Genomic DNA, 22,691 nt, shown 5'->3' with positions numbered 1-22,691 from the left:
ATCGTCGCAAAGCAATCACTTGTTCCCGCGCTCAGGAGTGCGGGTGCCGACCTGCTTCTGCCTTCTGCCTACGCTTCTTCGCCGCCAAAATGACGGTGCCACGCAGCGAGAGCCCGGTTTTCAGGACCATCCGCACCGGCGCCAGCCATGGCCCGGGCAGCCGGTCGGACATGAACCGGTAGGCCGAATCATGGTGCGCGCGGACCGTGATCTCCGGGTGCGACGACGCGGAATGGCCCTGCGCATGGCGGATCACCGCGTCCGGGCAGAACACGTTGCGCCAGCCGGCGCGGCCCAGGCGGTCGCCGAGGTCGACGTCCTCCATGTACATGAAGTAGCGGTCGTCGAATCCGCCGATGGCGTCGAAGGCGTCCCACTTCAACAGCAGGCAGGCGCCCGACAACCAGCCCGCATCGCGCTCGCGGGACATGTCGGCGTCGTCGCGGTAACGGCGGGAGAACGGGTTGGACGGCCAGACGTCGGCGAGCAGGGCATGGCCGATGCCGCCGATGAGGTCCGGCACCGCGCGGGCCGAGGGGTACGCCGAGCCGTCGGCTTCGCGGATGAGCGGGCCGACCGCGCCGGCGCGGGGATTGCGGACGGCGCAGGCGAGCATCGCGTCGATGGAGCCGGCGTCGAAGATGACGTCGGGGTTGACCAGCAGAACGTAATCGCCGCGGATCCGGCCCGCATCGCGCATGGTCGCGAGTTCGGCGATGCCGATGTTGGCCGCTTTGCCGTAGCCGACGTTGCCGCCGGTGGGCAGGAATATCGCGTCGTTGAGCCCGTCCTTGCGGCCGTCTTCTTCGGCTCGGGCGGCTTCAGCTTCGGGGGCGCCGTCCTTGGAGCCGTTGTCGGCCATGACCAGCACCGTGCCGACGGATGCGGCGGCGGGAAGCGAGTCGACCAGCGCCCGCAGGTGCTCGCCCGGCGAGTAGGTGACGGTGACGACGCCGAGCGGCAGGCCGGACTCGCCGCCCGTGCCGCCCGCCACATGGTTCGCCGTCGCGTTCACGTTCCCGCACCTTTCGTTCCGCGTGTCGCCACGCCCGTCTTTCACGGGATAGACCCTAGGACACCGCCCCGCCGGTTCCGGCCCGCCACTCCGGTCGGGCGGGTCGGGCCCGATTCTCAAGCGGTTCAAAACGGCACCGTCGGATCGGGACCCAGCGGCCGCGGCGGTTCCGGCACCGCCGTCGGATCCGCGTCGATCGTCGCCCGCCTGCGTTCGGGGCGGCATGTGGTCCGCGGATGCTTCGTCACCCTGGGCTCCGGGTCGACCCACTCGTCGAACGGCCAATCATCTTCGGCGAAATCGGGGTTCCTCTGCATCGGGGAGGTGACCCAGATGTCGTCGGCATTCCGGCCCCGGCAGTCCGCACACGGCTCAGCTTTCGATTCAGCTCCTCTTACGGGATCCCACACCGGATCCCCCACGCACGGCCACCCGTCATCGGCGGCCTCCGCCAACGCCCGGGCTTGCGCGGCGATGTCCGGATCAGCGGAGTTGAGCGGGCCTCCGGTGAACTCGGCGAGGTCACGTTCGTACTTCGCGGTCGCACGGGCGTGATTGCGGAGGATCCCATCCAGTTCGGCCCGCTCCATCGCTGCGGCGGCATCCGCCTCGGCGCGCATGCGGCGGAGGTTGTCGCCGTGGATGGTCGAGGCCAGCCTCGTGGCCCTCTGGTCGAACGTTTGACGCCCGATGTGGGCGATCGGCCCATGCGGCACGGTGGTGGCGAACGCCGTGCCGGTGTGGTCGAACCAGGTCACCGTCCCATCGTCGTGGATCACCGCCCGCCAATGCCGGGACGTTTTGAGGTTGTGGTGATGCTGGCACAGGCACTGCATGTTCCAGGTCGCCGTCACTCCCAGCGGATTCGCCGGGTCGAAGTCGATGACGTGATCGATCTGGCACTTGTGCGCGGGCACATCGCACCCGGGGAAGCGGCACCCGCCATCGCGGCCGCGGACCCTCGCCTTTTGCGCGTCCGTGGGCACGTACCCGTCGGTCCGCGAGTCGGCGGAGAGCCGGACGGAGTGGGCGCGGGCGATCCATTCCCCGCTGACGTGCTTCGGCAACCAGCCGGCGCCATCGAGCCACACCTGGAGGGTGTCTTCCGAGGCGTCGCCGTCGACGTAGATGTTCATGGTCACCTTCGCCCCGGCGAAATCTCCCCGGCACATGGCCATCAACGCGTCGCCGAGGGAGCAGTCTTCGCCGGCCTTGATCTTCGAGTCCCGGATCGCGCGAACGGTGGCATCGAACTCCGCCAGACGATCCTTGCGCAGGATGGCGCGGAGCTCCCCGTACTCGCCCGGATACTCGTTGTCGACGGAATACGACTCGCCGGTGATGGGTTTGGGGTCGTCCTCGTCGGGTGGGGTGGCGATCGGTTCGACCGACTCCACCATGCGGCGAAGCTCGCGCATGAACACCCGGATGCCGGGCAACGCCTGGAAATCCCTTCTGGGGTGGAGGTAGTCGAGGAACGTCGATTCGACCTCGTCAATGTCGTCGTCGGAGACGGCGACGACGGCGGCGGCCATCTTGGTCAAATGCCACAGCGGAAACGCGCCCGACCGGCACAGGTCCCGGATGCGGGGCATGCGGCGGAACATGATGCCTACGTCGCAGTAATCCACCGCCCGGGACTTGCCGGCGCCGATCCGCGTGGCGACGGATGCCGCGTGGGAGTCGACGTCATCGTCGCCCGCCGGCGCCACGCCTTCGGCGAGCTCGACGTCGAGGATGTTGCGGGCGCGCGCCAGATTGGTGACCGGCTCGTCGCGCTCGGTGGCCCACCGCTTCCGTGGCGGAGGGGCCGGTGCCGATGCAGGTGATTCTTCTTCTGGGTCGTGGTGGCGGTCCGGATCGTCGCGCTCGTCATGCTCGTGGTCATGCTCGTCGTCGTCATCGAATGCGCCATGGTCGAAAGCCATGTCGATTCCCCCGGTCGTGCGATGGTGGATCGATAGGTGGAACTCAACGTGATCGCCCGAATGATCTGCCCCGAAGCAGGGCATGTCCCCCGCCTTGCTTCACCTCACATCATACATGTGTTCGACCATCGACAATCGAACACAGTGCAACATTCCGGACTCTTTTCGCACCACTAGACCCACCCTCACCGTCCAATCTTCCACCCCATGGGAGCGAACGTGCAGGCGATTATCGGTACCCCGATACGAGTCGGACGAGGAGAGGCGGTCACGGAAAGCCGGACAAGGAGAGCCGGACAGGGAGAGGCAGACGAGGGCGACCGGCGGGCCGTCGTCAAGCGGAAACGCCCTACTCCGCCGCACCCAGTGCCCGGCGCAGGCCATCACGCCACTCCGGCAGGGGCGCGAACCCCGCCGCGGCCCACGCGGAACCGTCCAGAACCGACCACTCCGGGCGCTTGGCCGGCCGCGGAAACTGCTCCGACGTGCACGGGCGCACGCGGGCACGGGCAGCCTCGGTCGCGGCGGCGACCTCCGTGGCATCGCCCCCGCGCTGCTTCGCGACGACCGCGAACACCTCCGACGCCAACTCATGCCAAGTCGCTCGACCCGCCCCCGTGACGTGGAAGACCCCCGGCACGGGCCGCAGCACGAGCTCCCACAGGGCGTCGGCGAGGTCGTCGACGAAGGTGGGGTTGCCGTGCTGGTCGTCGACGACGTCGATGGTCCCGTCGGGCCGGCCGCGTTCCTCCAGCCGCAGCATGGTGGACACGAAATCCGGCGCATCCGGCTGCGTCGGCCCCGAATACACCCAGGCCGTTCGGACGATGGTCGCCCCGGCTCCCGCATCCAGCACCGCCCGCTCGCCCGCCAGCTTCGTCCGGCCGTAGGCGGTGTCGGGGGCGGTGGGGTCGGTCGGACGAAGAGGACGCAAGGGACGGCGGTCGCCGGACTCCCCCGCGCCGAACACGTAATCCGTGGACACGTGCACCAGATGCGCGCCCTCCCGCGCGCACCTCCGGACCAACAGCCCCGGCGCGACGGCGTTGACCGCATGCGCCGCCGCCTCGCCCTCGGGCGTCTCCGCGCCATCGACGTCCGTCCACGCCGCCGCATTGACCACCACGTCGACGCCCGCCAGCGCCGGATGCGCCATCACGGCCGCCTCGTCCGCCACATCCAGGTCCGCCCGCGCCACGCCGCGCAGCTCGATCCGCCGCCCGCCGCCGAGCGGCATCCGCCGCAGCATCGCCGTGCCCAACTGCCCCGCGGAGCCGACCACCAGAACGCGCGTCACGGCGCCGCCCTCCCCCACATCAGTGGCATTCCGGGCGAGTGGTTCGGTCATCGGCATTCCGTTTCATTATCGTGGGGACGACTGAGTCGTCGTAAAGCGAAAAAACTTGCTTGACGACGCCCACCTGACGGCAACCACGGTAACCCACCGACGCCGCCAGGAACCCAGCCCACCGCGGGCGACCGAGGGAAGGAACCACGTTGAGCGCACGGAAAACCCAGTCGAGGCACGCCCGGGCCATCCAGGCGCCTCCGACGCAGGGCCGCGACGTCCGCCAGGCGTGGCCGATGCCGCTGCGCTCGCTGCTGATCCTCGTGTCCGTGCTGTGCCTGGTCGTCTCCGCCGTCGGCTGGTGGACCGTCGGCCGCGCCGCCGGCAACCTCGGTTCCGGCGGCGACTTCTCGCTCGGGCAGGAAAAGGACGGCGCCACCGACATCCTCCTCGTCGGCTCGGACTCGCGCGCCGACGCGCAGGGCAACCCCCTGACGCAGGAGGAAATCGACCTGCTGCGCGCCGGCGACGAGGAAGCGACGAACACCGACACGATCATCGTCATCCGCGTGCCCAACGACGGATCGTCGGCCACCGCGATCTCCATCCCCCGCGACACGTACATCAGCACCGCCGAGGGCAACAAGAAGATCAACGGCGTCTACGGCGACAAGAAGCTCGCCACCGCCGAGCGGCTCACGGGCGAAGGCGAGTCCCCGGAGACCGTCGAAAAGCAGTCCACCGAATCCGGCCGCCAGGCGCTGATCAACGCGGTCGCGGACCTCACCGGCGTCACGGTCGACCACTACGCCGAGGTCGGTCTGCTGGGCTTCGTGCTGCTCACCGACGCCATCGGCGGCGTCGACGTCTGCCTCAACGCCGACGTCTACGATGAATTCTCCGGCGCCGACTTCCATGCTGGCCGCCAGACCCTCGGCGGCGCCGACGCGCTGAGCTTCGTGCGCCAGCGCCACGGCCTGCCGCGCGGCGACCTGGACCGCATCACCCGCCAGCAGGCGTTCATGGCGTCGTTCGCCAACAAGCTGCTCTCCGCCGGCACCCTGTCCAACCCGGGCAAGCTCCACGAGCTCGGCGGCGCCGTCCAGCGCTCCGTGGTGCTGGACAACGACTGGGACGTCATGGGCTTCGCCACCCAGATGCAGGGCCTGACCGGCGGCAACGTCAAGTTCGAGACCATCCCCGTCACGTCCATCGACGGCGTCGGCGACTACGGAGAGTCCGTGGTCACCGTGGACAAGGGCCAGGTGCACAAGTACTTCGACGAGCTCCTCGGCGACCCCGAGGCCGAAGCCGCCGCCGAGGCCGCCAAGCCCCGCGACCACGACCCGGCCGAGTACACGGTCAGCGTCTACAACGCCACGGGCATCGAGGGGCTGGCCGCCCGCGCCGCCGGGGTCCTGACCGAGAAGGGCTACGTCGAGGGCACCGTCGCCAACGCCGAGTTCGCCGGCGTCGCCCTCAGCCAGGTCAACACCTCCGACCCGGATGACCCGGCCGCCGCCGCGATCTCCGAGGCGCTCGGCGGCCTGCCGATCGTCCACGACACCACCATGGAGCCCGGCACCATTTCCGTCACCGTCGCCGGCGACTACGAGGGCCCGGGCCTCTACGAGGACGGCTCCGGCGCCGCGACCACCGAGGAAGCCGCCGAGCCCGCCGACGACGGTGCCACGGGCGAGGTCGTCGGCCAGGAGGGAATGGCCCCCGAAGAGGACATGGGCCAGCACATCGACGCCGGCGGCGACGGCGTCATGTGCGTCAACTAGGGCGACATTCCCCGGCCCGCGCCGCGATGATGGCGGCCTGCCTGACGACGGGGGCGTCGATCATTTCGCCGTCGAGCTGGAAGGCGCCGACGTTGTCGGCGGCGCGCTCGAGGATGCGGCGGGCCCGGGCGAGCTCGTCGTCGGACGGGCGGTAGGCGCGGCGGACCGCCTCGACCATCGCCGGGTGGATGCAGGCCGTGCCCGCGAAACCGCAGCCGGCGGCGTCGAGCGCCTCGAGGTACTGGCCCCGTTCATCGCGGAAGTCGACGTGGACGGCGTCGATGGCGGCGATGCCGTTGGCGGCGGCGTGGATGACCATCATGGTGCGCGCGAGCTGCTGCGGCGCGCGGTACGGCCGGGAGACGGAGCCCGGCCCCGACCCCGTGCCCGATCCCGAATCTGCGGGGATGCCCGCGGCCTCGGCTTCGTCGGCGGTGATGCGCGACGACGTGCCGCCCAGCTCCGCGGCGAGATCCTCGGCGCCCCAGAACATGCCGACGACGTCCGGGTGCGACGCGATGGCGCCGATGTTGAGGATCGCCTCGGGGGTTTCGATCATCGCGATGACCTTCAGGCCGGCCAGCTCCTCCGGGATGCGGTCGCGGACCTTCGGCAGCATGACGACGTCGTACGGCCCCTCCTGCGCCAGCTTCGCGTCCCCCGCGAACGTCGGGGCGTCCGGCCCGGTCACGCGGAGGATCGTGCGCGCCGGATCCAGCGGGTTGTCCACGATGTTCTGTCGGGCGGCCTCGTGCCCGTCGAGCGCCGCGCCGTCCTCCAGGTCGACGATGACGACGTCGGACCTCTCGGCGGCCTTGGCGAAACGGTCCGGGCGATCGGCCGGGGCGAACAGCAGGGCGGGCCCGGCCGGCAGCCATGCAGGGGCGGACGAAGCGGTGTCATTGGCGGCGGTGTTCATGCCATCGAAACTACCGGTGCGGCAGTCGTGGGGACGTGGGCGTCGCAAAGCACCTCCCCCACGCGCAAACCCACCCCGAATGGCTTAACCCACCCGTTATTGCGGGTGGGTTAAACCATTCGGGGTGGGTTAAGCGGGATGCCCACCCGCGAACGAGTCGCGGTACGGAATTAGTCGCGGTACAGCAGCAGGGCGTCGCCCTGGCCGCCGCCGCCGCACAGCGAGACGCCGGCCTTGCCGGAACCGCGGCGCGACAGCTCCATCGCGGCGGTCAGCGCCAGGCGCGCGCCCGAGCAGCCGATCGGGTGGCCGAGCGCGATGGCTCCACCGTGGATGTTGCACTTCTCCAGCGGGTAATCCAGGTCGCGCAGGGACTTCACGGCGACGGCGCCGAAGGCCTCGTTGATCTCGATGAAGTCGAGGTCGGACGCCTCCCAGCCGGCCAGGCGCAGGGCCTCGGCCAGAGAGTCGGACGGCTGCGCGTGCAGGCCGTTGTCCGGGCCGGCGGTCTGGCCCGCCTTGCCGACGACCGCCAGGTAATCCAGGCCGCGCTCCTCCGCCCAGCCGCGGCGGGCCAGGACCAGGGCGGCCGCGCCATCGGAGATCGGCGACGAGTTGCCGGCGGTGATGGTGCCGTTGTCCTTCAGGAACGCCGCGCGCAGCTTCGACAGCGACTCGACGGTGGTGTCCGGGCGGATGCCCTGATCGGCGTCGACGACCACCGGGTCGCCCTTGCGCTGCGGGATCTCGATCGGGGCGATCTCCTGCGCGAAGATGCCGTCGGCCTGGGCCTTGGCGGCGCGCTGGTGCGACAGTGCCGCGACCTCGTCCTGGTCGGTGCGGGAAATGCCCAGGTCCGCGTTCGGGCCGTCCGTCAGCGTGCCCATGGACACGCAGTCGTAGGAATCGACCAGGCCGTCGAGCTCCAGCGAATCCTCCAGCTTCAGCGAGCCGTAGGACTTGCCCTTGCGCACGCCGTGGGCGATGTGCGGGGCGTTGGTCATGGACTCCTGGCCGCCGGCGACGACCACGTCGACCTCGCCGAGGCGGATCATGCGGGCGGCATGGATGACGGCGTCGAGGCCCGACAGGCAGACCTTGGCCACGATCTCGGCCGGGGTGGTCCACGGCAGGCCGGCCTTGATGGCGGTCTGGCGGGCCGGGTTCTGGCCGGCGCCGGCGAGGATGACCTGGCCGAGGACGACGCGGCCGACGTCCTCCGGCTGGATGCCCGCGCGCTCGACGGCGGCGCGGACGGCGTGGGCGCCGAGGTCGACGGAAGTCATGCTGGCCAGCTGGCCGAGCATCTTGCCTTGCGGAGTGCGGGCGCCGGCGAGGATGACGACGTCGTCGGCGTTCGGGGTGGTGTTTCCGGTCATGGTGTTCGTCTCCCTGTTTCGCCCGATGCCGCAGCGCGGTGCGCGGTGCGGTCGGCGTGGTGTTCGGTGGGGTTCGTCGTGCGGTTCAGTTAATGGAGCCTAGCGGTTCCGGGACGCGAAAGCGCCGAAATTCGTGACGGGGGTCACCCACGGCAGCGCCCCCGCCACGGTACGCCGGTGGTTCGTCGGGGCCGCAGCTCTGGCCCCGCCACCTCCGGGCCTCTAGTTCTCCAGGTCCACGATGTACGCGGCGGCGGTGTTGTTCTCGATGTCGCCCAGCGTCACGCCGGGGGCGAGCCGCCGCAGCACCAGGTGGTCGTCGGCGACGTCGAAGCTGCCCAGGTCGGTGATGATGCGCTTGACCACCTTCGCGCCGGTCAGCGGCAGATCGCATTCCTTGACCAGCTTCGGCGACCCGTCGCGGGCGACGTGGTCGGTCAGCACCACCACGCGCGGGGTGCCGGCGACGAGGTCCATCGCGCCGCCCATGCCCTTGACCATCTTCCCGGGGATCATCCAGTTGGCCAGGTCGCCGCATTCGGAGACCTGCATGGCGCCGAGCACGGCCATCTTCACGTGGCCGCCGCGGATCATGCCGAAGCTCGTCGCGGAGTCGAACACCGCGGCGCCGGGCACCAGCGTCACGGTCTGCTTGCCCGCGTTGATCAGGTCGGCGTCCTCCTCCCCCTCGTAGGGGAACGGGCCCATGCCGAGGATGCCGTTTTCGCTCTGCAGCAGCACCCGCACCCCGTCGGGGATGTGGTTGGCCACCTTCGTGGGGATGCCGATGCCCAAGTTCACGTAGTCGCCGTCGGACAGCTCCGCGGCCGCCATGGCGGCCATCTCGTCGCGGGTCCAACCTCGCTTGACGACGCCGCCCGCGGCACCTTCGCCGTTGCCGTCGTTCACGCCGTTGCTCTTGCCGTTCGGGGCCATGTCAGATCTCCTCCCCGGCCGCGCCGGCGGCCGGATCGGGCGCGGTGTCCCGCGGCCGGGTGGTTCGTTGCTCGATGGGCTTGTCGCGCTCGGCGGCCTCGACGATGTGGTCGACGAAGACGCCGGCGGTCATGACGGAGTCCGGGTCGATGGTGCCTCGGTCGACGAGTTCCTCGACCTGGGCGATGGTGACCGTGCCGGAGGCGGCGCACAGCGGGTTGAAATTCTGCGCGGTGCGGCGGTAGACGAGGTTGCCGTCGACGTCGCCGCGCCAGGCGTGGACCAGCGCCAGGTCCGCGACGATGCCGCGTTCCATCACGTAGGTCCGGCCGTCGAAGTCCTCGTGCGGCTTGCCTTCGGCGATGAGCGTGCCGACGCCGGTGGCCGTGTAGAACGCGGGGATGCCCGCGCCGCCGGCCCGGAGGCGCTCCGACAGGGTGCCCTGCGGGTTGAACTCGACCTCGAGCTCGCCGTCGAGGTACTGCTTGGCGAAGAGCTTGTTCTCGCCGACGTAGCTGGCCACGACCTTGCTGACCTGTCTGTTTTCCAGGAGGATGCCCAGGCCCTGGCCGTCGACGCCCATGTTGTTGGACACGATGGTCAGATCGGCGGCCCCGGAATCGCGCAGTCCCTCGATGAGCTCGAAGGGCACGCCGCACAACCCGAAGCCGCCGACGGCGATGGTCATGCCGTCGCGGACGTTCGCGGCGACGAGCTCGGCGATGGACGTGGTGGAATCGATGGTCTTCGACATGCGGATCACACCCAACCCAGCAGCTTGGGCGCCATTTCGCGCATCTCGACCTTGCGCACCTTGCCCGACGCCGTCATGGGGAACGAGTCGGTGACGTGGACGTAGCGCGGGATCTTGTGCCGCGACAGCTTGCCGTGGGCGAACTCCGCGATCTGCTCGGCGGTCAGGTCGCCGCCCTCGTCGTGAAGAATGACCCAGGCCATGATCTCCTCGCCGTACTTGTCGTCGGGCACGCCGATCACCTGCGCGTCGACGATCTCCGGGTGGGTGAACAGGAACTCCTCGATCTCGCGGGGGTAGATGTTCTCGCCGCCGCGGATGAGCATGTCCTTGATGCGGCCGGTGATGGCCAAGTAGCCCTCGTCGTCGATGACGCCGAGGTCGCCGGTGTGCATCCAGCCGTCGGCGTCGATGGCCTCGGCGGTCTTCTCCGGGTGGTGCCAGTACTCCTTCATCACGGAGTAGCCGCGGACGACGACCTCGCCCTGCGCGCCGCGCGGCACGGTTTCGCCGGTGTCTTCGCAGATGATGCGGGCCTCCAGGTGCGGCATGATCTGGCCGACGGTGTTGACGCGCTTGTCCAGCGGCGAGTCGGCGCGGGTCTGGAAACTGACCGGGGAGGTCTCCGTCATGCCGTAGCAGATGGCGATCTCGGTCATGTTCAGCTTGTCCATCACGTCGCGCATCGTCTTCGACGGGCAGGACGTGCCGGCCATGACGCCGGTGCGCAGGGTCGACAGGTCGTAGGGGCTGCCGTATTCCTCGTGGTCGTGGGCTTCCTCCAGTTCGTTGATGAACATGGTGGGCACGCCGTACAGGGACGTCGCCTTGGCGGAGTGGACGGCCTTGAGGGTTTCGCGGGCCTTGAAGCTCGGCGCTGGGATGATGATCGCGCCGCCGTGGGTGAAGGTGGCGAAGGTGCCGATGACCATGCCGAAGGTGTGGAAGAACGGCACCGGCACGCACACGCGGTCGTTTTCGGTGTACCCCAGCAGCTCACCGATGAAGTAGCCGTTGTTCAGCAGGTTCCGGTGGGTCAGCGTGGCGCCCTTGGGGAAGCCCGTGGTGCCTGAGGTGAACTGGATGTTGATGGGGTCGTCGCAGTGCAGGTCGGCGGTGTACTCCGACAGGTCGTCGATCTCGCCGTGCATGCGCTCGTACCAGTCGGCGGAGCCGAAGTAGATGACCTTGTCCAGCTTCACGCCGCGCTGCTTCGACGCCTCGAGCAGCATGGTGCGGTAGTCGGAGTCCTTGTAGCGGCGGGCGGCGAAGACGCAGCGCACGCCGGCCTTCTCCAGCACGTAGTTGAGTTCGTGCTGGCGGTAGGCGGGGTTGATGTTGACCAGGATCAGGCCGAGGTGGTGGCACGCGTACTGGACGACGGTCCATTCCCAGCGGTTGGTCGACCAGATGCCGACGCGGTCGCCCTTGCGGTAGCCGGCGCGGACGAAGGCGGTGGCCAGCCGCAGGACGCGGTTGTAGAAGCGCTCGTAGGTGAAGGACACGTCGGTGTAGACGTCGACGATGCACTCCTTCGAGGGGTGCTTCTCCACGATCGCCTTGAGGTTCTCGCCGAGCGTTTCGGTGCGCAGCGGGGCGGCGCCCTGGTCGACGCCGGCGCCGATCACGTGGGACATCTTGTTGCCGTCGTCGTCGACGACGTCCTTGCCGTAGGGGGCGGGGATGGTCTTGAGCTGGGACATCGGTTTCTCCTGGTGTTTTTCCGTGCGGTGCGGTGCAGTGCGGTGAGTTGGTGGCGGGTGCTTTGCGACGCCTACGTGGCGGCCGCTTCGGCGCGCCTGGCTATGGCCTCCGCCTGGCGGAACAGCGGTGCGTCGACCATGCGGCCCTCGAAGCTGAACGCTCCCCCGTCGTCGTCGGCGGCGGCGAGCAGGCGCCGGGCCCAGTCGGCTTCTTCGTCGGTGGGCCGGTAGGCGTCGCGGATGACGGCGACCTGCGAGGGGTGGATGCACACCGTCGCGGCGTAGCCCAGGGCGGCGGCGTCGATGGCCTCATCGCGCAGCCCCTCGACGTCGGAGATGTCGACGTGCACGGAGTCCAGGGCGGCGCGGCCGAAGGCGGCGGCGGCGAGCTGCGTGCGTGCGCGGGCGTGGCGGGCGACGTCGCGGTAGGTGCCGGGGTTTTCCTCGCCGTCACCGAAGCGGGAGGCGGTGCCGCCGAGACCGGCGGTGAGGTCCTCGGCGCCCCAGAACATGGCGACCACGTTGTCGGCGGAGGCGACGTCGTCGGCGCGCAGCACGCCCAGCGGCGTCTCGATCAGCGCGATGACGCGGTGGCCGGCCAGCGACTCCACCGAGGCGGCGGATTCCGCCTTCGGCAGCATGACCAGGTCATAGCGCAGGTCGGCGAGCATCTCCAGGTCCGCGGCGTGCTCCGGCGAATCCACCGGGTTGATGCGGACGATGACGCGCTCGGGGTCGAGATCGCCGGCTTTCTCCGACTCGATGATCGCCCGGCGCGCCTCGGCGCGGTTCTCCGGGCGGCAACCGTCCTCCAGGTCGAGGATGACCATGTCGGCGCGCTCCGCGGCCTTGGCGAAACGGTCGGGGCGGTCGGCCGGCACGAAGAGGATGGCCGGGCCCGCGGGAATCCAGGTGGTCATGATCGGGCCGTCCCGTCGTCAAGCGTTGCCTCGCCCGAAGAAGCCGGATCGACCTGCACCAAGGTGGCGCGCACCGCACGGCACACGATGTCGCCGTTCTGGTTGCGGCCGATGTGCTCCAACTCCACGATCCCCTGCCCCGGGCGGGACTTCGAGGCGCGCTTGGACAGGCACGTCGTCTCCGCGTAGAGGGTGTCGCCGTGGAACATCGGCTTGGGGAAGGACACCTCGGTGAAACCCAGGTTGGCCACGATGGTGCCCAGCGTCAGCTGCGACACCGACAGGCCCACCACGGTCGACAGGGTCCACATCGAATTGACCAGCCGCTTGCCGCCGAAGCCCGGCTGCTGCGACGACCAGTGAGCGTCGAGATGCAGGGGTTGGGTGTTCATGGTCAGCGTGGTGAACAGGACGTCATCGGTCTCGGTGACGGTGCGGCCGGGGCGGTGCAGGTAGCGGGCGCCCTCCTCGTACTCGTCGAACCAGAGGCCGCGCTGGACGATGCCGGGGTGCTCGCCGTGCGGGGTGCGGTCGTTGCGTTCGGTCATGTCGCTCCCCTCCCCTACAGTCCCAGCCCGCGGGCGATGAGCATGAGCTGCACCTCGGTGGTGCCCTCGCCGATCTCCAGGATCTTGGAGTCGCGGTAGTGGCGCGAGACGCGGTACTCGTTCATGAAGCCGTAGCCGCCGTGGATCTGGGTGGCGTCGCGGGCGTTGTCCATCGCGGCCTCCGAGGCGAGCAGCTTGGCGATGTAGGCCTCGCGGCGGAACTCCTGGCCCTTGACCATCTTCGCGGCGGCGTCGTACCAGGCCATGCGGGCGGCGTGGGCGCGGGCCTCCATGCGGGCGATCTTGAACGAGATCGCCTGGTACTCGCCGATGGCGCGGCCCATCGAGTGGCGCTCCTTGGCGTACTTGACCGACTCGTCGACGCAGCCCTGCGCGGCGCCGGTGGCCAGCGCGGCGATGGCGACGCGGCCCTCTGCCAGCGTGGACAGGAAGTTGGCGAAGCCGCGGCCGCGCACGCCCAGCAGGTTCTCCTGCGGGACGCGGACGTCGGTGAACGTCAGCGGGTGGGTGTCGGAGGCGTTCCAGCCGACCTTGTCGTACGCCGGCTCCGCGACGAAGCCCTCGGAGCCCGACGGCACGATGATCGTGGAGATCTCCTTCTTGCCGTTCTCCTTCTGCCCGGTCACGGCGGTGACGGTGACCAGCGAGGTGATGTCGGTGCCGGAGTTGGTGATGAACTGCTTCGAGCCGTTGATGATGAAGTCGTCGCCGTCCTCGCGGGCCACAGTGCGGGTCGCGCCCGCGTCGGAGCCGGCGTCCGGCTCGGTCAGGCCGAAACCGGCCAGGGCCTTGCCCGCGGTGAGGTCGGGCAGCCACTTCTGCTTCTGCTCCTCGTTGCCGAAGTGGTAGATCGGCGAGGCGCCGAGGCCGACGCCGGCCTCCAGGGTGATGGCCACGGACTGGTCGACCTTGGCAAGCTCCTCCAGGGCGATGCCCAGCGAAAGGTAGTCGCCGCCCATGCCGCCGTACTCCTCGGAGAAGGGCAGGCCGAACAGGCCCATCTCGCCCATCTGCTTGACGACGTCGTACGGGAACGTGTGATTGCGGTCGTGTTCGTAGGCGACGGGGTCGACGACCTCGTTGGCGAACTGGCGGACGACGGACTGGAGTTCGCGGTACTCGTTGGGCAGGTCGGCGGTGTTGACGTCGGTCATGATGGTGCTCCTCGGTGTATGTGCGCTGGTGCGGTGGGGTGCTGGGGGGCTGGGGTGCTGGGTCAGTCGTCGTCGGGGACGACCGTGGCCAGGGGGACTTCGGTGGAAACCTGGGCGCCGGCGGCGACGTGGTACGCCACGACGCCGGCGGTGGGGGCGCGGAGCGTGTGCTCCATCTTCATGGCCTCCACGACCAGGACCGGGGCGCCGGCCTCGACGCGATCTCCCTCGGCGGCGGACAGGGCGATGACGGTGCCGGGCATGGGCGAGGTCAGGGTGCCGTCGCCGGCGCCGTCGTCGTCGGCGGCCGAGCGGACCACGTTCTCGCGGTGCATGACCCAGGTGCCCTCGTCGGACGAGACGATGACGTCGATGCCGTTGCGGCCGGCCACGGTTTCGACCTGCCAGTGGCGGGCGATGCCGTCGCAGTCGACGCGCCACAGGTCCCCGTCGCGGTGGATGGCCGAGGAGTATTCGCGCGGCTCCCGCACGTCCTCGCCCTCGACGGGCTCGCTGATTCCGGCGACCCGTGCGTCGACGGTGACCGTCGCGCCGGTCGGGGTGCCGGAGATGGCCAGCAGGCTCGAGCCGTTGGTGGTGCGCAGGCGCAGGCGCTGGGTGCCGGCGCGGCCGGAGCGCCAGGCGTCGGGCACGGCCCACGGGGAGGCGGGGCCGTCGGGCCAGCGGCCGGCCAGCCACGCCATCGCGGCGGCGTCCAGGGCCTCGTCGGGCACCGGGAAGTCGGCGAAGTCCGCGGCGACGCGGTCGAGCAGGCCGGTGTCCAGGTCACCGGAGGCGACCTCGGGGACGGAGAGCAGGTAGCGGCAGAAGTCGACGTTGACGCCGACGCCGGCGACGACCGTGTTGGCCAGGGCCCGGTCCAGACGGTCGAGCGCCTCGGCGCGGTCGGCGCCGTGGACGATGACCTTCAGCAGCATCGGGTCGTACAGCGACGTGACCTCGGAACCGTCGGCGATGCCGGAGTCGACGCGCACGCCCGGGCCGGCCGGCTCGACGACGCGGGTGACGGTGCCGCCGGTGGGCAGGAACCCGGCGGCCGGGTCCTCGGCGTAGACGCGGGCCTCGATGGAATGGCCGGTCATGGTGACCTGGTCCTGCGAGATCGGCAGCTCGCAGCCGCGGGCGATGGCCAGCTGCAGGGCGACCAGGTCCAGTCCGGTGACCTCTTCGGTGACCGGGTGCTCGACCTGGAGCCGGGTGTTCATCTCCATGAAATAGAACTTGTCCGGGTCGGCGGCCGGCACGATGAACTCCACCGTGCCGGCGCCGACGTACCCGCAGGAGCGGGCGGCGTCGCAGGCGGCCTGGCCGATGCGCGCCCGGACCGTCTCGTCGAGAAGCGGGCTCGGCGCTTCCTCGATGACCTTCTGGTGGCGGCGCTGCAGCGAGCACTCGCGCTCGCCGAGGTGGATGACGTTGCCGTGGGAATCCGCCAGGACCTGCACCTCGATGTGGCGCGGGGTGTCCACGAAATGCTCGATGAACAGCGAATCGTCGCCGAACGCGCCGGCGGCCTCGCGGCGCGCGGTGACCAGGGCCTCGGCCAGGTCCTCGATGCGCTCGACGCGGTGCATGCCCTTGCCGCCGCCGCCGGCCGACGGCTTGATCAGCACCGGGAACCCGACGCCGGGCGCGGCCTCGATGAGTTCCTCGTCCGTCAGGCCCGGGCGGGAGATGCCGGGCACGGTCGGGACGTCGCGCTTTTCGACGGTCGCCCGGGCCGAGATCTTGTCGCCCATCGTGTCGATGGCCGATGCCGGCGGGCCCATGAAGATGATGCCGGCGTCCTCGCAGGCGCGGGCGAAGGCGGCGTTTTCGGACAGGAAGCCGTATCCGGGGTGGATCGCCTGCGCGCCCGTGCGGCGGGCGGCGTCCAGGATGCGGTCGGCGACCAGGTAGGACTCGCGGGCCGGCGACGGGCCGATGTGGACGGCGACGTCCGCCGCGCGGACGTGCGGGGCGTCGGCGTCGGCGTCGGAGTACACCGCGACGGAGCGGACCCCCTGGTCGCGAAGGGTGCGGATGACGCGGCAGGCGATCTCGCCGCGGTTGGCGACGAGCACGGTGTTGATGGTGTTGATCATGAGCTTCTCTCCTCTCTGTGCTGTCGGTGCGGGTTACATTCGGAAGACGCCGAAGCCGGCGTCGTCGAGCGGGGCTCCGCCGGCGACCTCGAGGGCCATGCCGAGGATGCGGCGGGTGTCGGCGGGGTCGATGACGCCGTCGTCCCACAGCCGGGCGGAGGAGTAGTAGCAGTGCGACTGCTCCTCGAACTGCTCGCGGACCGGGGCCTCGAAGGCCTCCTGCTCCTCCGCCGACCACTCGCCGCCGGAGCGCTCGATCTGGTTGCGGCGGACCGTCGACAGGGTCATCGCGGCCTGCGGGCCACCCATGACGGCGACGCGGGCGTTGGGCCACATCCACAGGAAGCGCGGCGAGTAGGCGCGGCCGCACATGGAGTAGTTGCCGGCGCCGAACGCGCCGCCGATGACGATGGTGAACTTGGGCACGCGGGTGGTGGCCACGGCGTTGACCATCTTCGCGCCGTGCTTGGCGATGCCGCCGGCCTCGTACTCGCGCCCGACCATGAAGCCGGTGGTGTTCTGCAGGAACACCAGCGGGATGCCGCGCTGGTCGCACAGCTCGATGAAGTGCGCGCCCTTCTGGGCGGACTCGGCGAAGAGGATGCCGTTGTTGGCGATGACGCCGACCGGGTGGCCGTGGATCCGGGCGAACGCGGTGACCAGCGTGGTGCCGAACTCGGCCTTGAACTCGCGGTACTCGCCGGCGTCGACGATGGTCTCGATGACCTCGCGGACGTCGTAGGGCTGGCGGGCATCCACGGGGACGATGTCGTAGAGGTCGGTCTGCTCGCGCAGCGGCTCGCGGGTCTCGCGCACCTCCCACGGGGCGTCGTCGGCAAGCGGAAGCGTGTCGACGATCGACCGGACGCGGTGCAGCGCGTCGGCGTCGTCCAGGGCCAGGTGGTCCGTGACGCCGGAGGTCTTGGAGTGCAGGTCGCCGCCGCCGAGCTCCTCGGGGGTGACGTCCTCGCCGGTCGCGGCCTTCACCAGCGGCGGGCCCGCCAGGAAGATGGTGCCCTGCTCCTTGACGATCACCGCCTCGTCGCTCATCGCGGGAACGTACGCGCCGCCGGCGGTGCAGGAGCCGAGGACCGCGGAGATCTGCGGGATGCCCTTCTTGGACAGGTTCGCCTGGTTGTAGAAGATGCGGCCGAAGTGGTCGCGGTCCGGGAAGACCTCGTCCTGGTTGAGCAGCATCGCACCGCCCGAGTCGACGAGGTAGATGCAGGGCAGGCGGTTGGCGTCGGCGATCTCCTGGGCGCGGAGGTGCTTCTTCACCGTCATCGGGTAGTAGGTGCCGCCGGAGACCGTGGCGTCGTTGGCGACGATCATGCAGCGGCGGCCTTCGACGAGGCCGATGCCGGCCACGACGCCCGCGGCGGGGACCTTGCCGCCGTACATTTCGTGCGCGGCGATGGGGGCGACCTCGAGGAAGGGGCTGCCCGGGTCGAGCAGCTCGGTGATGCGCTGGCGGGGCAGCAGCTTGCCGCGGGCGACGTGGCGCTCGCGGGCCTTCTCCGGGCCTCCCTCGGCAGTGCGGGCGAGCAGGTCGCGCAGGTCGGCGACGAGCGCCTCGTGCTTCTCGCGGTTGGTGGCGGGGTCCGTCATGTGCGTCTCCGTGTGGGGGTGAAGGTCGGCGGTGCGGTGCGTGTCCCGCACTTAGTTAACGTTCATTAACTCTCTGCGCCGAAACACTACTGTGACTCGGACCACTTGCCAAGCGAAACTATGCCCCACATCACTCGCAGGTGAAGTGGCCCAAGGGCAGGAGCGGTGCGCCGAACACCGTTTCAGCCCGGCACGCTGCGGGAACGCGGACGACACCCAGTTAGTCACAATTAACCGAATGGGGGTACTGCGCCACACCCCTCCCCCCGGATCCGCTCCACTCCGGCTTGACGACGCCGACGCGGGAGGCCATCCCACCCCCGGCCCCATAAGGGGCACCAAAGGAAACGGCGCGGTCGCAATGTTGCGAATCTCCCACCCAAAACCAGTTCGCCCGCCTAACATTTCCCTGAACGTGATCCGCGTCAGCCAGTTGTGGCGCCGGAGCGCCCTCCGCCACCGATCCCCGCGAGAAAGGGAAACCATGAGCTCCCCGCAGAACGACCTCAGCCCGCCCCCCGTCAGCACCATCGGCCTGCCCAAGCCCCGGCCCGGAACCGGGGACGGCTGGTCCATCGACGGTTACTCCTCCCCCGCCGACGAGCCCATCGACCGCGAGGTCCTGGACAATCCCGCCACCAGCGTCGGGGCCATGGTGCTGCGCCGTGCCGCCGCCACCCCGGATCGGCCGGCGTGGCGGTTCCGCGACGCCGCCGACGAATGGACCGAGGTCACCTGGGGCCAGTTCCGCGACATCGTCGAGGAGCACTCCGCCGGCCTGCTCGCCGCGGGCCTGCGCAAGGGCGACGCCGCCGCCCTCATCGCCGGCACGAGCATGCCGTGGGTCAACTCGGACATGGCGCTGATGTCGATCGGCGTCAACTCCGTGGCCATCTACCCGACGTCCGTGCCGGGCGACATCGAGTTCATCATCAACGACTCCGACGCGCGCATGGTCATCGCGGAGGACGGCGACCAGGTGGCCAAGCTCCTGGACATCCGGGCCTCCATCCCCAAGATCGAGCACGTGTACGTCATCGACGATTCCTGGTCCGCGCAGGCCCAGTCCGTCAATTCGCCCTCGGGCACCTCCGTCGAGGAGATCACCGACTGGGTCTCCCCCCTGTCGGACCTGATGGACCAGGGCCGCGAGCTGCTCGCCGCCGACCCGCACGTGGTCCGCCGCGCGATCGACGAGGTCACCCCGGAGACCATCGCGACCTTCCAGTACACCTCGGGCACCACCGGCAAGCCGAAGGGCGCGATCATCCCGCACGGCGCCTGGATGAACAACGTCGCCTCGGTGACGTCGACGCCGAGCCTCTACGAGAAGGACCTGCACTTCCTCTGGCTGCCGCTGGCGCACCTGATGGGGCGCTTCCTGCTGTACATCTCCATCAACACCGGCACGCTCACCGCGATCGACGGGCGCATCGACAAGATCGTGGAGAACCTGCAGGACATCAAGCCGACCGTCATGGGCGGCGCGCCGCGCATCTTCGAAAAGGCGTACTCCGCCATCCAGGCACAGTTCGAGGGCAACGGCGTCAAGGCGAAGCTGGGCAAGGTCAGCATGGCGCTGGCCATGGAGGCCACCGAGCTGCGGCTGGCCGGCAAGGAAGTGCCGAAGTGGCTGCAGTTCCGCCTCGGCATCGCCGACAAGGTGGTGCTGTCGAAGATCCGCGCGGCGCTCGGCGGCAACGTGCGCATGCTCATTTCGGGATCGGCGCCGATCAACCAGGACATCACCAAGTGGTACCTGTCCGTGGGCATGCCCATCGCGGAGGGCTTCGGCCTCACCGAGGGCTGCATCACCCACCTGACGCGCCTCGAGGCGTACCGCATCGGCACCATCGGCTGGCCGTTCCCGGGCGTCGAGGACAAGATCGCCGAGGACGGCGAGTTGCTGATCAAGAGCGCCTGGAACATGAGCGGCTACCACAACCGCGAGGACGCGACGGCGGAGTCGCTGCCCGGCGACGGTTTCCTGCGCACGGGCGACATCGCCCGCATCGACGAGAACAGCTTCGTGTACATCACGGACCGCAAGAAGTCGCTGTATAAGTCCTCCAACGGCAAGTACATCGCCCCGGCGGCCATCGAATCGGAGTTCAAGGGCCTGTGCCCGCTGGCCATGGAGCTGGTCACCTACGGCGAGGGCAAGAAGTTCATGGTCGGCATGGTCGTGCTGGAGGAGAAGGCCACGCGCGAATGGTGCGAGCGCAACGGCTGCGCGTCGGAGAGCTTCGCGGACATGACCCGCGACCCGAAGGTCATCGCCTACGTGCAGGCGTCGCTGGGCCGGCTCAACGCGGGCCTGAACTCGTGGGAGCAGGTCAAGCGGTTCCGCATCCTGGACCGTGAGCTCACCGTCGAGGGCGACGAGCTGACGCCCAGCCTCAAGCTGCGCCGCAAGCACGTCCACGAGCAGATGAAGGACAAGTTCGAGCAGCTGTACGCGGATCCGCTGGCCAAGGGCTGCTTCGATTCCGCCGGCGCAAAGTGGGTCAGCTTCGAGCAGCCCGCGCTGCACGAGCACCCGGTTCTGGCGGAGGGCCAGGACATCCCGCTGCCGCCGGCCCCCGGCAGGCGCCGCGGCGGCGGGGCCCGCTAACCGGCGAGTCCCCCCAGCCGGTCCCGGCGGGCGTCGAGGCCCAGCGCCTCGAGCTCGTCGGCCAGCGCCGCATGCAGGGCGTGCGAATCGACGTAGCCGCGGTGGCGTTCGGAGCGGTCCATCTTCAAGCCGCCCGTGAGGTCGACGTCGTTGTCCCGGAGGCGGCGGGCGAACAGGTCGGCGCGGTCGCCCGCGCCGGCCTTCCCGCTTTTCGACGCCAGCACCGCCGCAATCAACCGCGCCTGCTGGCCGATCGCGCCGAACGCCCCGGAGTTGGTCTCGATCAGACCCGGGGCCCACAGGCCGGGGCGCTGACGGTGCGCGAAGCCCAGGTAGAGCCGTTCCATCGCGTTGCCGTCCGAGCCGCCGAAAAGTTCGCCCGCGTAGGGCACGGCATGGTGGAATCCGGTGCACGCGAGCACGAGGTCGTAGCTGCCGCGGGAACCGTCGGCGAAGACCACGTCGTGGCCGTCGAAAAGCGAAACGTCGCCGCGGATCGAGATGTCCCCGTGCCGCAGGTGATGGATCAACTGGTCGTTGAGCAGTGGGTGCGTCTCGAAGATGCGGTGATCCGGCTTCGGCAGGCCCAGCTTGCGCAGGTCGCCGAAGTACAGGCGCAGAATGGCCTGAGCGCCGAGCTGCATGATCCGGGCGGGCAGCTGCGGGCCGGTGACCGTCCACTCGTCGGAGGGGCGGCCGAAGATGTGCTTCGGGATGAACCAGTATCCGCGGCGCATGCTCAGCTCCGCCGACTCCGCGGCCTGCGCCGCGTCACACGCGATGTCGCAGCCCGAGTTGCCCGCGCCGATGATCAGGACCCGCTTGCCGCGCAGCTCGTCGATGCCCCGGTACGTCGACGAATGGCGGTACTCGCCGGCGAACTCGCCCGGAATGTCCGGCAGGTTCGGCGTCGACAGCGTGCCGGAGGCGCAGATGACGTCGCGGTATCGGCGGGTAGTCGGCGACGTCGTCGCGGAAGGGCCGTCCGGGGAAGCACGACAGGCGCTTCGACGAGATGAAATGCGCCGATTCGTACATCGGCGTCGTCGGATTGTCGATGTCCCACAGCCCGCCGACGCCGTCGTGCCGCTCGACGTGGTCGTAGTCCAGCCCGGCCTTCTTCAGTTCCGCCGCGGTGGCCAGCCCCGACGGTCCGGCCCCGATGATCAGGACGTTCATGGGCGGGAGATTATTGCTTTACGACGTCCCGGGCTCGCCGTTTTCCGTAATTTCCCCCGCGCTGCGGGGACGGCCGCCGAGAGCGGCGCGGGCGATGTCGCTGATGTCGGGGTCGTCTTCCTTGGGCAAATCGATGGCGCGCAGGGCCATGTCCATGGCCTCGCGGCGCACGGCGTCGGGCCCCGCCCAGCGGATGATGTGGCGCGAGGAATTGATCAGGCCGGCGGCGAGCTGCACGCGGACCCGGGCCTCGTCCTCGGTCAGCGCCGGATCGGACCGGCGCAGGGCGTCGACCCACATGGAGATGTACATGCGCTGCAGCGACCGGACCTTCTCGCGCTGCTGCGGGGCGAGGTTGCCGATCTCGCGTTCCTGCACGCGGATGCGGTCCGGCTCGGTGACCGCGAATTCGACGTGGAAGCTGAGCAGCTCGCGCAACGTGCGGTCGGCGGCCCATTCCTCGGCGCGTGAACGGTCCATCACCGCGCGGGCGCCGTCGACCAGGCGGACGGAAATGTCGACCAGGATCTGGGCGAGCATGTCGTCCTTGCCCGAGACGTACCAGTACAGGCCGGGGCCGGAGATCCCCACGACCTGGCCGACGTCCTCGAGCCTGGTCACGTGGAAACCACGGTCGGCGATCATGGCGGCGGCGGCGGCGATGATTTCCGCGTGCCGCCGCTCCCTGAGTTCAGCGCGACGTGACATGTGTTCATCATAGGTGGCCTGCGCCACATTCGGTGAACAATGCGTAACCGGGACCCGGGCGGGCCGCGCCGGACCGACGTATCGTCGGAGTCGACCGTCAAATACGCATCGATGAAGGGACTTTG

The 22,691-nt window shown here is 69.6% G+C and carries 17 protein-coding genes and 1 pseudogene; 2 read left to right on the top strand and 16 right to left on the bottom strand.

The features are described from left to right. Positions 1-31: 31 nt before the first annotated feature. The 3 genes from CX1_RS03525 to rfbD form a co-directional block, all read right to left on the bottom strand. Complete coding sequence (locus CX1_RS03525) at positions 32-1,015, bottom strand: glycosyltransferase (RefSeq protein ID WP_244465353.1); 984 nt, start codon at positions 1,013-1,015, stop codon at positions 32-34. Positions 1,016-1,140: 125 nt separating this feature from the next. Then, positions 1,141-2,943 carry an HNH endonuclease signature motif containing protein gene (locus CX1_RS03520; RefSeq protein ID WP_046649419.1) on the bottom strand — a complete coding sequence of 601 codons (1,803 nt, stop codon included), beginning with the start codon at positions 2,941-2,943 and terminating at the stop codon, positions 1,141-1,143. A 349-nt stretch (positions 2,944-3,292) separates the two neighbouring features. Then, entirely contained in the window at positions 3,293-4,291 is a 999-nt protein-coding gene (gene rfbD, locus CX1_RS03515) for a dTDP-4-dehydrorhamnose reductase (protein ID WP_060925378.1), read from the bottom strand. 149 nt (positions 4,292-4,440) lie between these two features. Between rfbD and CX1_RS03510 the strand changes: the two genes are divergently transcribed. Further along, entirely contained in the window at positions 4,441-6,018 is a 1,578-nt protein-coding gene (locus tag CX1_RS03510; RefSeq protein WP_046649420.1) for an LCP family protein, read from the top strand. On the opposite strand, the gene CX1_RS03505 is transcribed toward CX1_RS03510, so the two are convergent. From CX1_RS03505 to CX1_RS03460, 10 genes are all read right to left on the bottom strand, one after another. Then, positions 6,011-6,937 carry an HpcH/HpaI aldolase/citrate lyase family protein gene (locus CX1_RS03505; RefSeq protein ID WP_046649421.1) on the bottom strand — a complete coding sequence of 309 codons (927 nt, stop codon included), beginning with the start codon at positions 6,935-6,937 and terminating at the stop codon, positions 6,011-6,013. The genes CX1_RS03510 and CX1_RS03505 overlap by 8 nt on opposite strands. 170 nt (positions 6,938-7,107) lie before the next feature. Beyond that, complete coding sequence (locus CX1_RS03500) at positions 7,108-8,316, bottom strand: acetyl-CoA C-acetyltransferase (RefSeq protein ID WP_046649422.1); 1,209 nt, start codon at positions 8,314-8,316, stop codon at positions 7,108-7,110. Between the two features lie 222 nt (positions 8,317-8,538). Next, positions 8,539-9,159 carry a 3-oxoacid CoA-transferase subunit B gene (locus tag CX1_RS03495; protein ID WP_046649430.1) on the bottom strand — a complete coding sequence of 207 codons (621 nt, stop codon included), beginning with the start codon at positions 9,157-9,159 and terminating at the stop codon, positions 8,539-8,541. 94 nt (positions 9,160-9,253) lie between these two features. After that, complete coding sequence (locus CX1_RS03490) at positions 9,254-10,006, bottom strand: CoA transferase subunit A (protein WP_046649431.1); 753 nt, start codon at positions 10,004-10,006, stop codon at positions 9,254-9,256. Positions 10,007-10,011: 5 nt separating this feature from the next. Continuing rightward, on the bottom strand, positions 10,012-11,709 hold the full coding sequence (locus tag CX1_RS03485) for an AMP-binding protein (RefSeq protein ID WP_060925292.1): 1,698 nt from the start codon (positions 11,707-11,709) through the stop codon (positions 10,012-10,014). A gap of 71 nt (positions 11,710-11,780) precedes the next feature. Next, entirely contained in the window at positions 11,781-12,629 is an 849-nt protein-coding gene (locus tag CX1_RS03480; protein ID WP_046649423.1) for an HpcH/HpaI aldolase/citrate lyase family protein, read from the bottom strand. Continuing rightward, positions 12,626-13,177 carry a MaoC family dehydratase gene (locus tag CX1_RS03475; protein ID WP_046649424.1) on the bottom strand — a complete coding sequence of 184 codons (552 nt, stop codon included), beginning with the start codon at positions 13,175-13,177 and terminating at the stop codon, positions 12,626-12,628. Before CX1_RS03475 ends, CX1_RS03480 begins: the two co-directional genes overlap by 4 nt. Before the next feature lie 14 nt (positions 13,178-13,191). Next, a complete protein-coding gene (locus CX1_RS03470) occupies positions 13,192-14,352 on the bottom strand; it encodes an acyl-CoA dehydrogenase family protein (RefSeq protein ID WP_060925291.1) in 1,161 nt (386 codons plus the stop codon). 62 nt (positions 14,353-14,414) lie between these two features. Continuing rightward, positions 14,415-16,457 carry an ATP-binding protein gene (locus CX1_RS03465; RefSeq protein ID WP_060925290.1) on the bottom strand — a complete coding sequence of 681 codons (2,043 nt, stop codon included), beginning with the start codon at positions 16,455-16,457 and terminating at the stop codon, positions 14,415-14,417. A 33-nt stretch (positions 16,458-16,490) separates the two neighbouring features. Continuing rightward, a complete protein-coding gene (locus tag CX1_RS03460) occupies positions 16,491-18,065 on the bottom strand; it encodes a carboxyl transferase domain-containing protein (protein WP_046649432.1) in 1,575 nt (524 codons plus the stop codon). 484 nt (positions 18,066-18,549) lie between these two features. Here CX1_RS03460 and CX1_RS03455 point away from each other — a divergent pair, with 484 nt between their 5' ends. Next, on the top strand, positions 18,550-20,679 hold the full coding sequence (locus tag CX1_RS03455; RefSeq protein ID WP_060925289.1) for an AMP-dependent synthetase/ligase: 2,130 nt from the start codon (positions 18,550-18,552) through the stop codon (positions 20,677-20,679). Here the strand turns inward: CX1_RS03455 and CX1_RS03450 are convergent. The 3 genes and pseudogenes from CX1_RS03450 to CX1_RS03445 form a co-directional block, all read right to left on the bottom strand. Beyond that, the gene (locus CX1_RS03450; protein WP_244465355.1) at positions 20,676-21,596 is read right to left on the bottom strand and encodes an NAD(P)-binding domain-containing protein; all 921 of its coding nucleotides are present in this window, start codon (positions 21,594-21,596) and stop codon (positions 20,676-20,678) included. The genes CX1_RS03455 and CX1_RS03450 overlap by 4 nt on opposite strands. Before the next feature lie 49 nt (positions 21,597-21,645). Further along, positions 21,646-21,858 (bottom strand): annotated as a pseudogene (locus CX1_RS12775) (NAD(P)-binding protein); the annotation flags it as partial. 18 nt (positions 21,859-21,876) lie between these two features. Then, positions 21,877-22,566, bottom strand: a complete 690-nt coding sequence (locus CX1_RS03445) for a TetR/AcrR family transcriptional regulator (protein ID WP_082719068.1) — start codon at positions 22,564-22,566, stop codon at positions 21,877-21,879. Positions 22,567-22,691: the final 125 nt, after the last annotated feature.

Source organism: Corynebacterium xerosis NBRC 16721 = ATCC 373 (assembly GCF_001552415.1).
Lineage (GTDB): Bacteria > Actinomycetota > Actinomycetes > Mycobacteriales > Mycobacteriaceae > Corynebacterium > Corynebacterium xerosis.
This window is presented reverse-complemented; position numbering and strand designations above follow the sequence as displayed.

Excerpts from the sequence above, each read along its gene's own strand:
- CX1_RS03445 (WP_082719068.1), bottom strand. The coding sequence starts at position 22,566 with ATGTCACGTCGCGCTGAACTCAGGGAGCGGCGGCACGCGGAAATCATC.
- CX1_RS03460 (WP_046649432.1), bottom strand. The coding sequence starts at position 18,065 with ATGACGGACCCCGCCACCAACCGCGAGAAGCACGAGGCGCTCGTCGCC.
- CX1_RS03495 (WP_046649430.1), bottom strand. The coding sequence starts at position 9,159 with ATGGCCGCCATGGCGGCCGCGGAGCTGTCCGACGGCGACTACGTGAAC.
- CX1_RS03500 (WP_046649422.1), bottom strand. The coding sequence starts at position 8,316 with ATGACCGGAAACACCACCCCGAACGCCGACGACGTCGTCATCCTCGCC.
- CX1_RS03475 (WP_046649424.1), bottom strand. The coding sequence starts at position 13,177 with ATGACCGAACGCAACGACCGCACCCCGCACGGCGAGCACCCCGGCATC.
- CX1_RS03465 (WP_060925290.1), bottom strand. The coding sequence starts at position 16,457 with ATGATCAACACCATCAACACCGTGCTCGTCGCCAACCGCGGCGAGATC.
- CX1_RS03480 (WP_046649423.1), bottom strand. The coding sequence starts at position 12,629 with ATGACCACCTGGATTCCCGCGGGCCCGGCCATCCTCTTCGTGCCGGCC.
- CX1_RS03455 (WP_060925289.1), top strand. The coding sequence starts at position 18,550 with ATGAGCTCCCCGCAGAACGACCTCAGCCCGCCCCCCGTCAGCACCATC.
- rfbD (WP_060925378.1), bottom strand. The coding sequence starts at position 4,291 with ATGACCGAACCACTCGCCCGGAATGCCACTGATGTGGGGGAGGGCGGC.
- CX1_RS03485 (WP_060925292.1), bottom strand. The coding sequence starts at position 11,709 with ATGTCCCAGCTCAAGACCATCCCCGCCCCCTACGGCAAGGACGTCGTC.
- CX1_RS03490 (WP_046649431.1), bottom strand. The coding sequence starts at position 10,006 with ATGTCGAAGACCATCGATTCCACCACGTCCATCGCCGAGCTCGTCGCC.
- CX1_RS03505 (WP_046649421.1), bottom strand. The coding sequence starts at position 6,937 with ATGAACACCGCCGCCAATGACACCGCTTCGTCCGCCCCTGCATGGCTG.
- CX1_RS03470 (WP_060925291.1), bottom strand. The coding sequence starts at position 14,352 with ATGACCGACGTCAACACCGCCGACCTGCCCAACGAGTACCGCGAACTC.
- CX1_RS03520 (WP_046649419.1), bottom strand. The coding sequence starts at position 2,943 with ATGGCTTTCGACCATGGCGCATTCGATGACGACGACGAGCATGACCAC.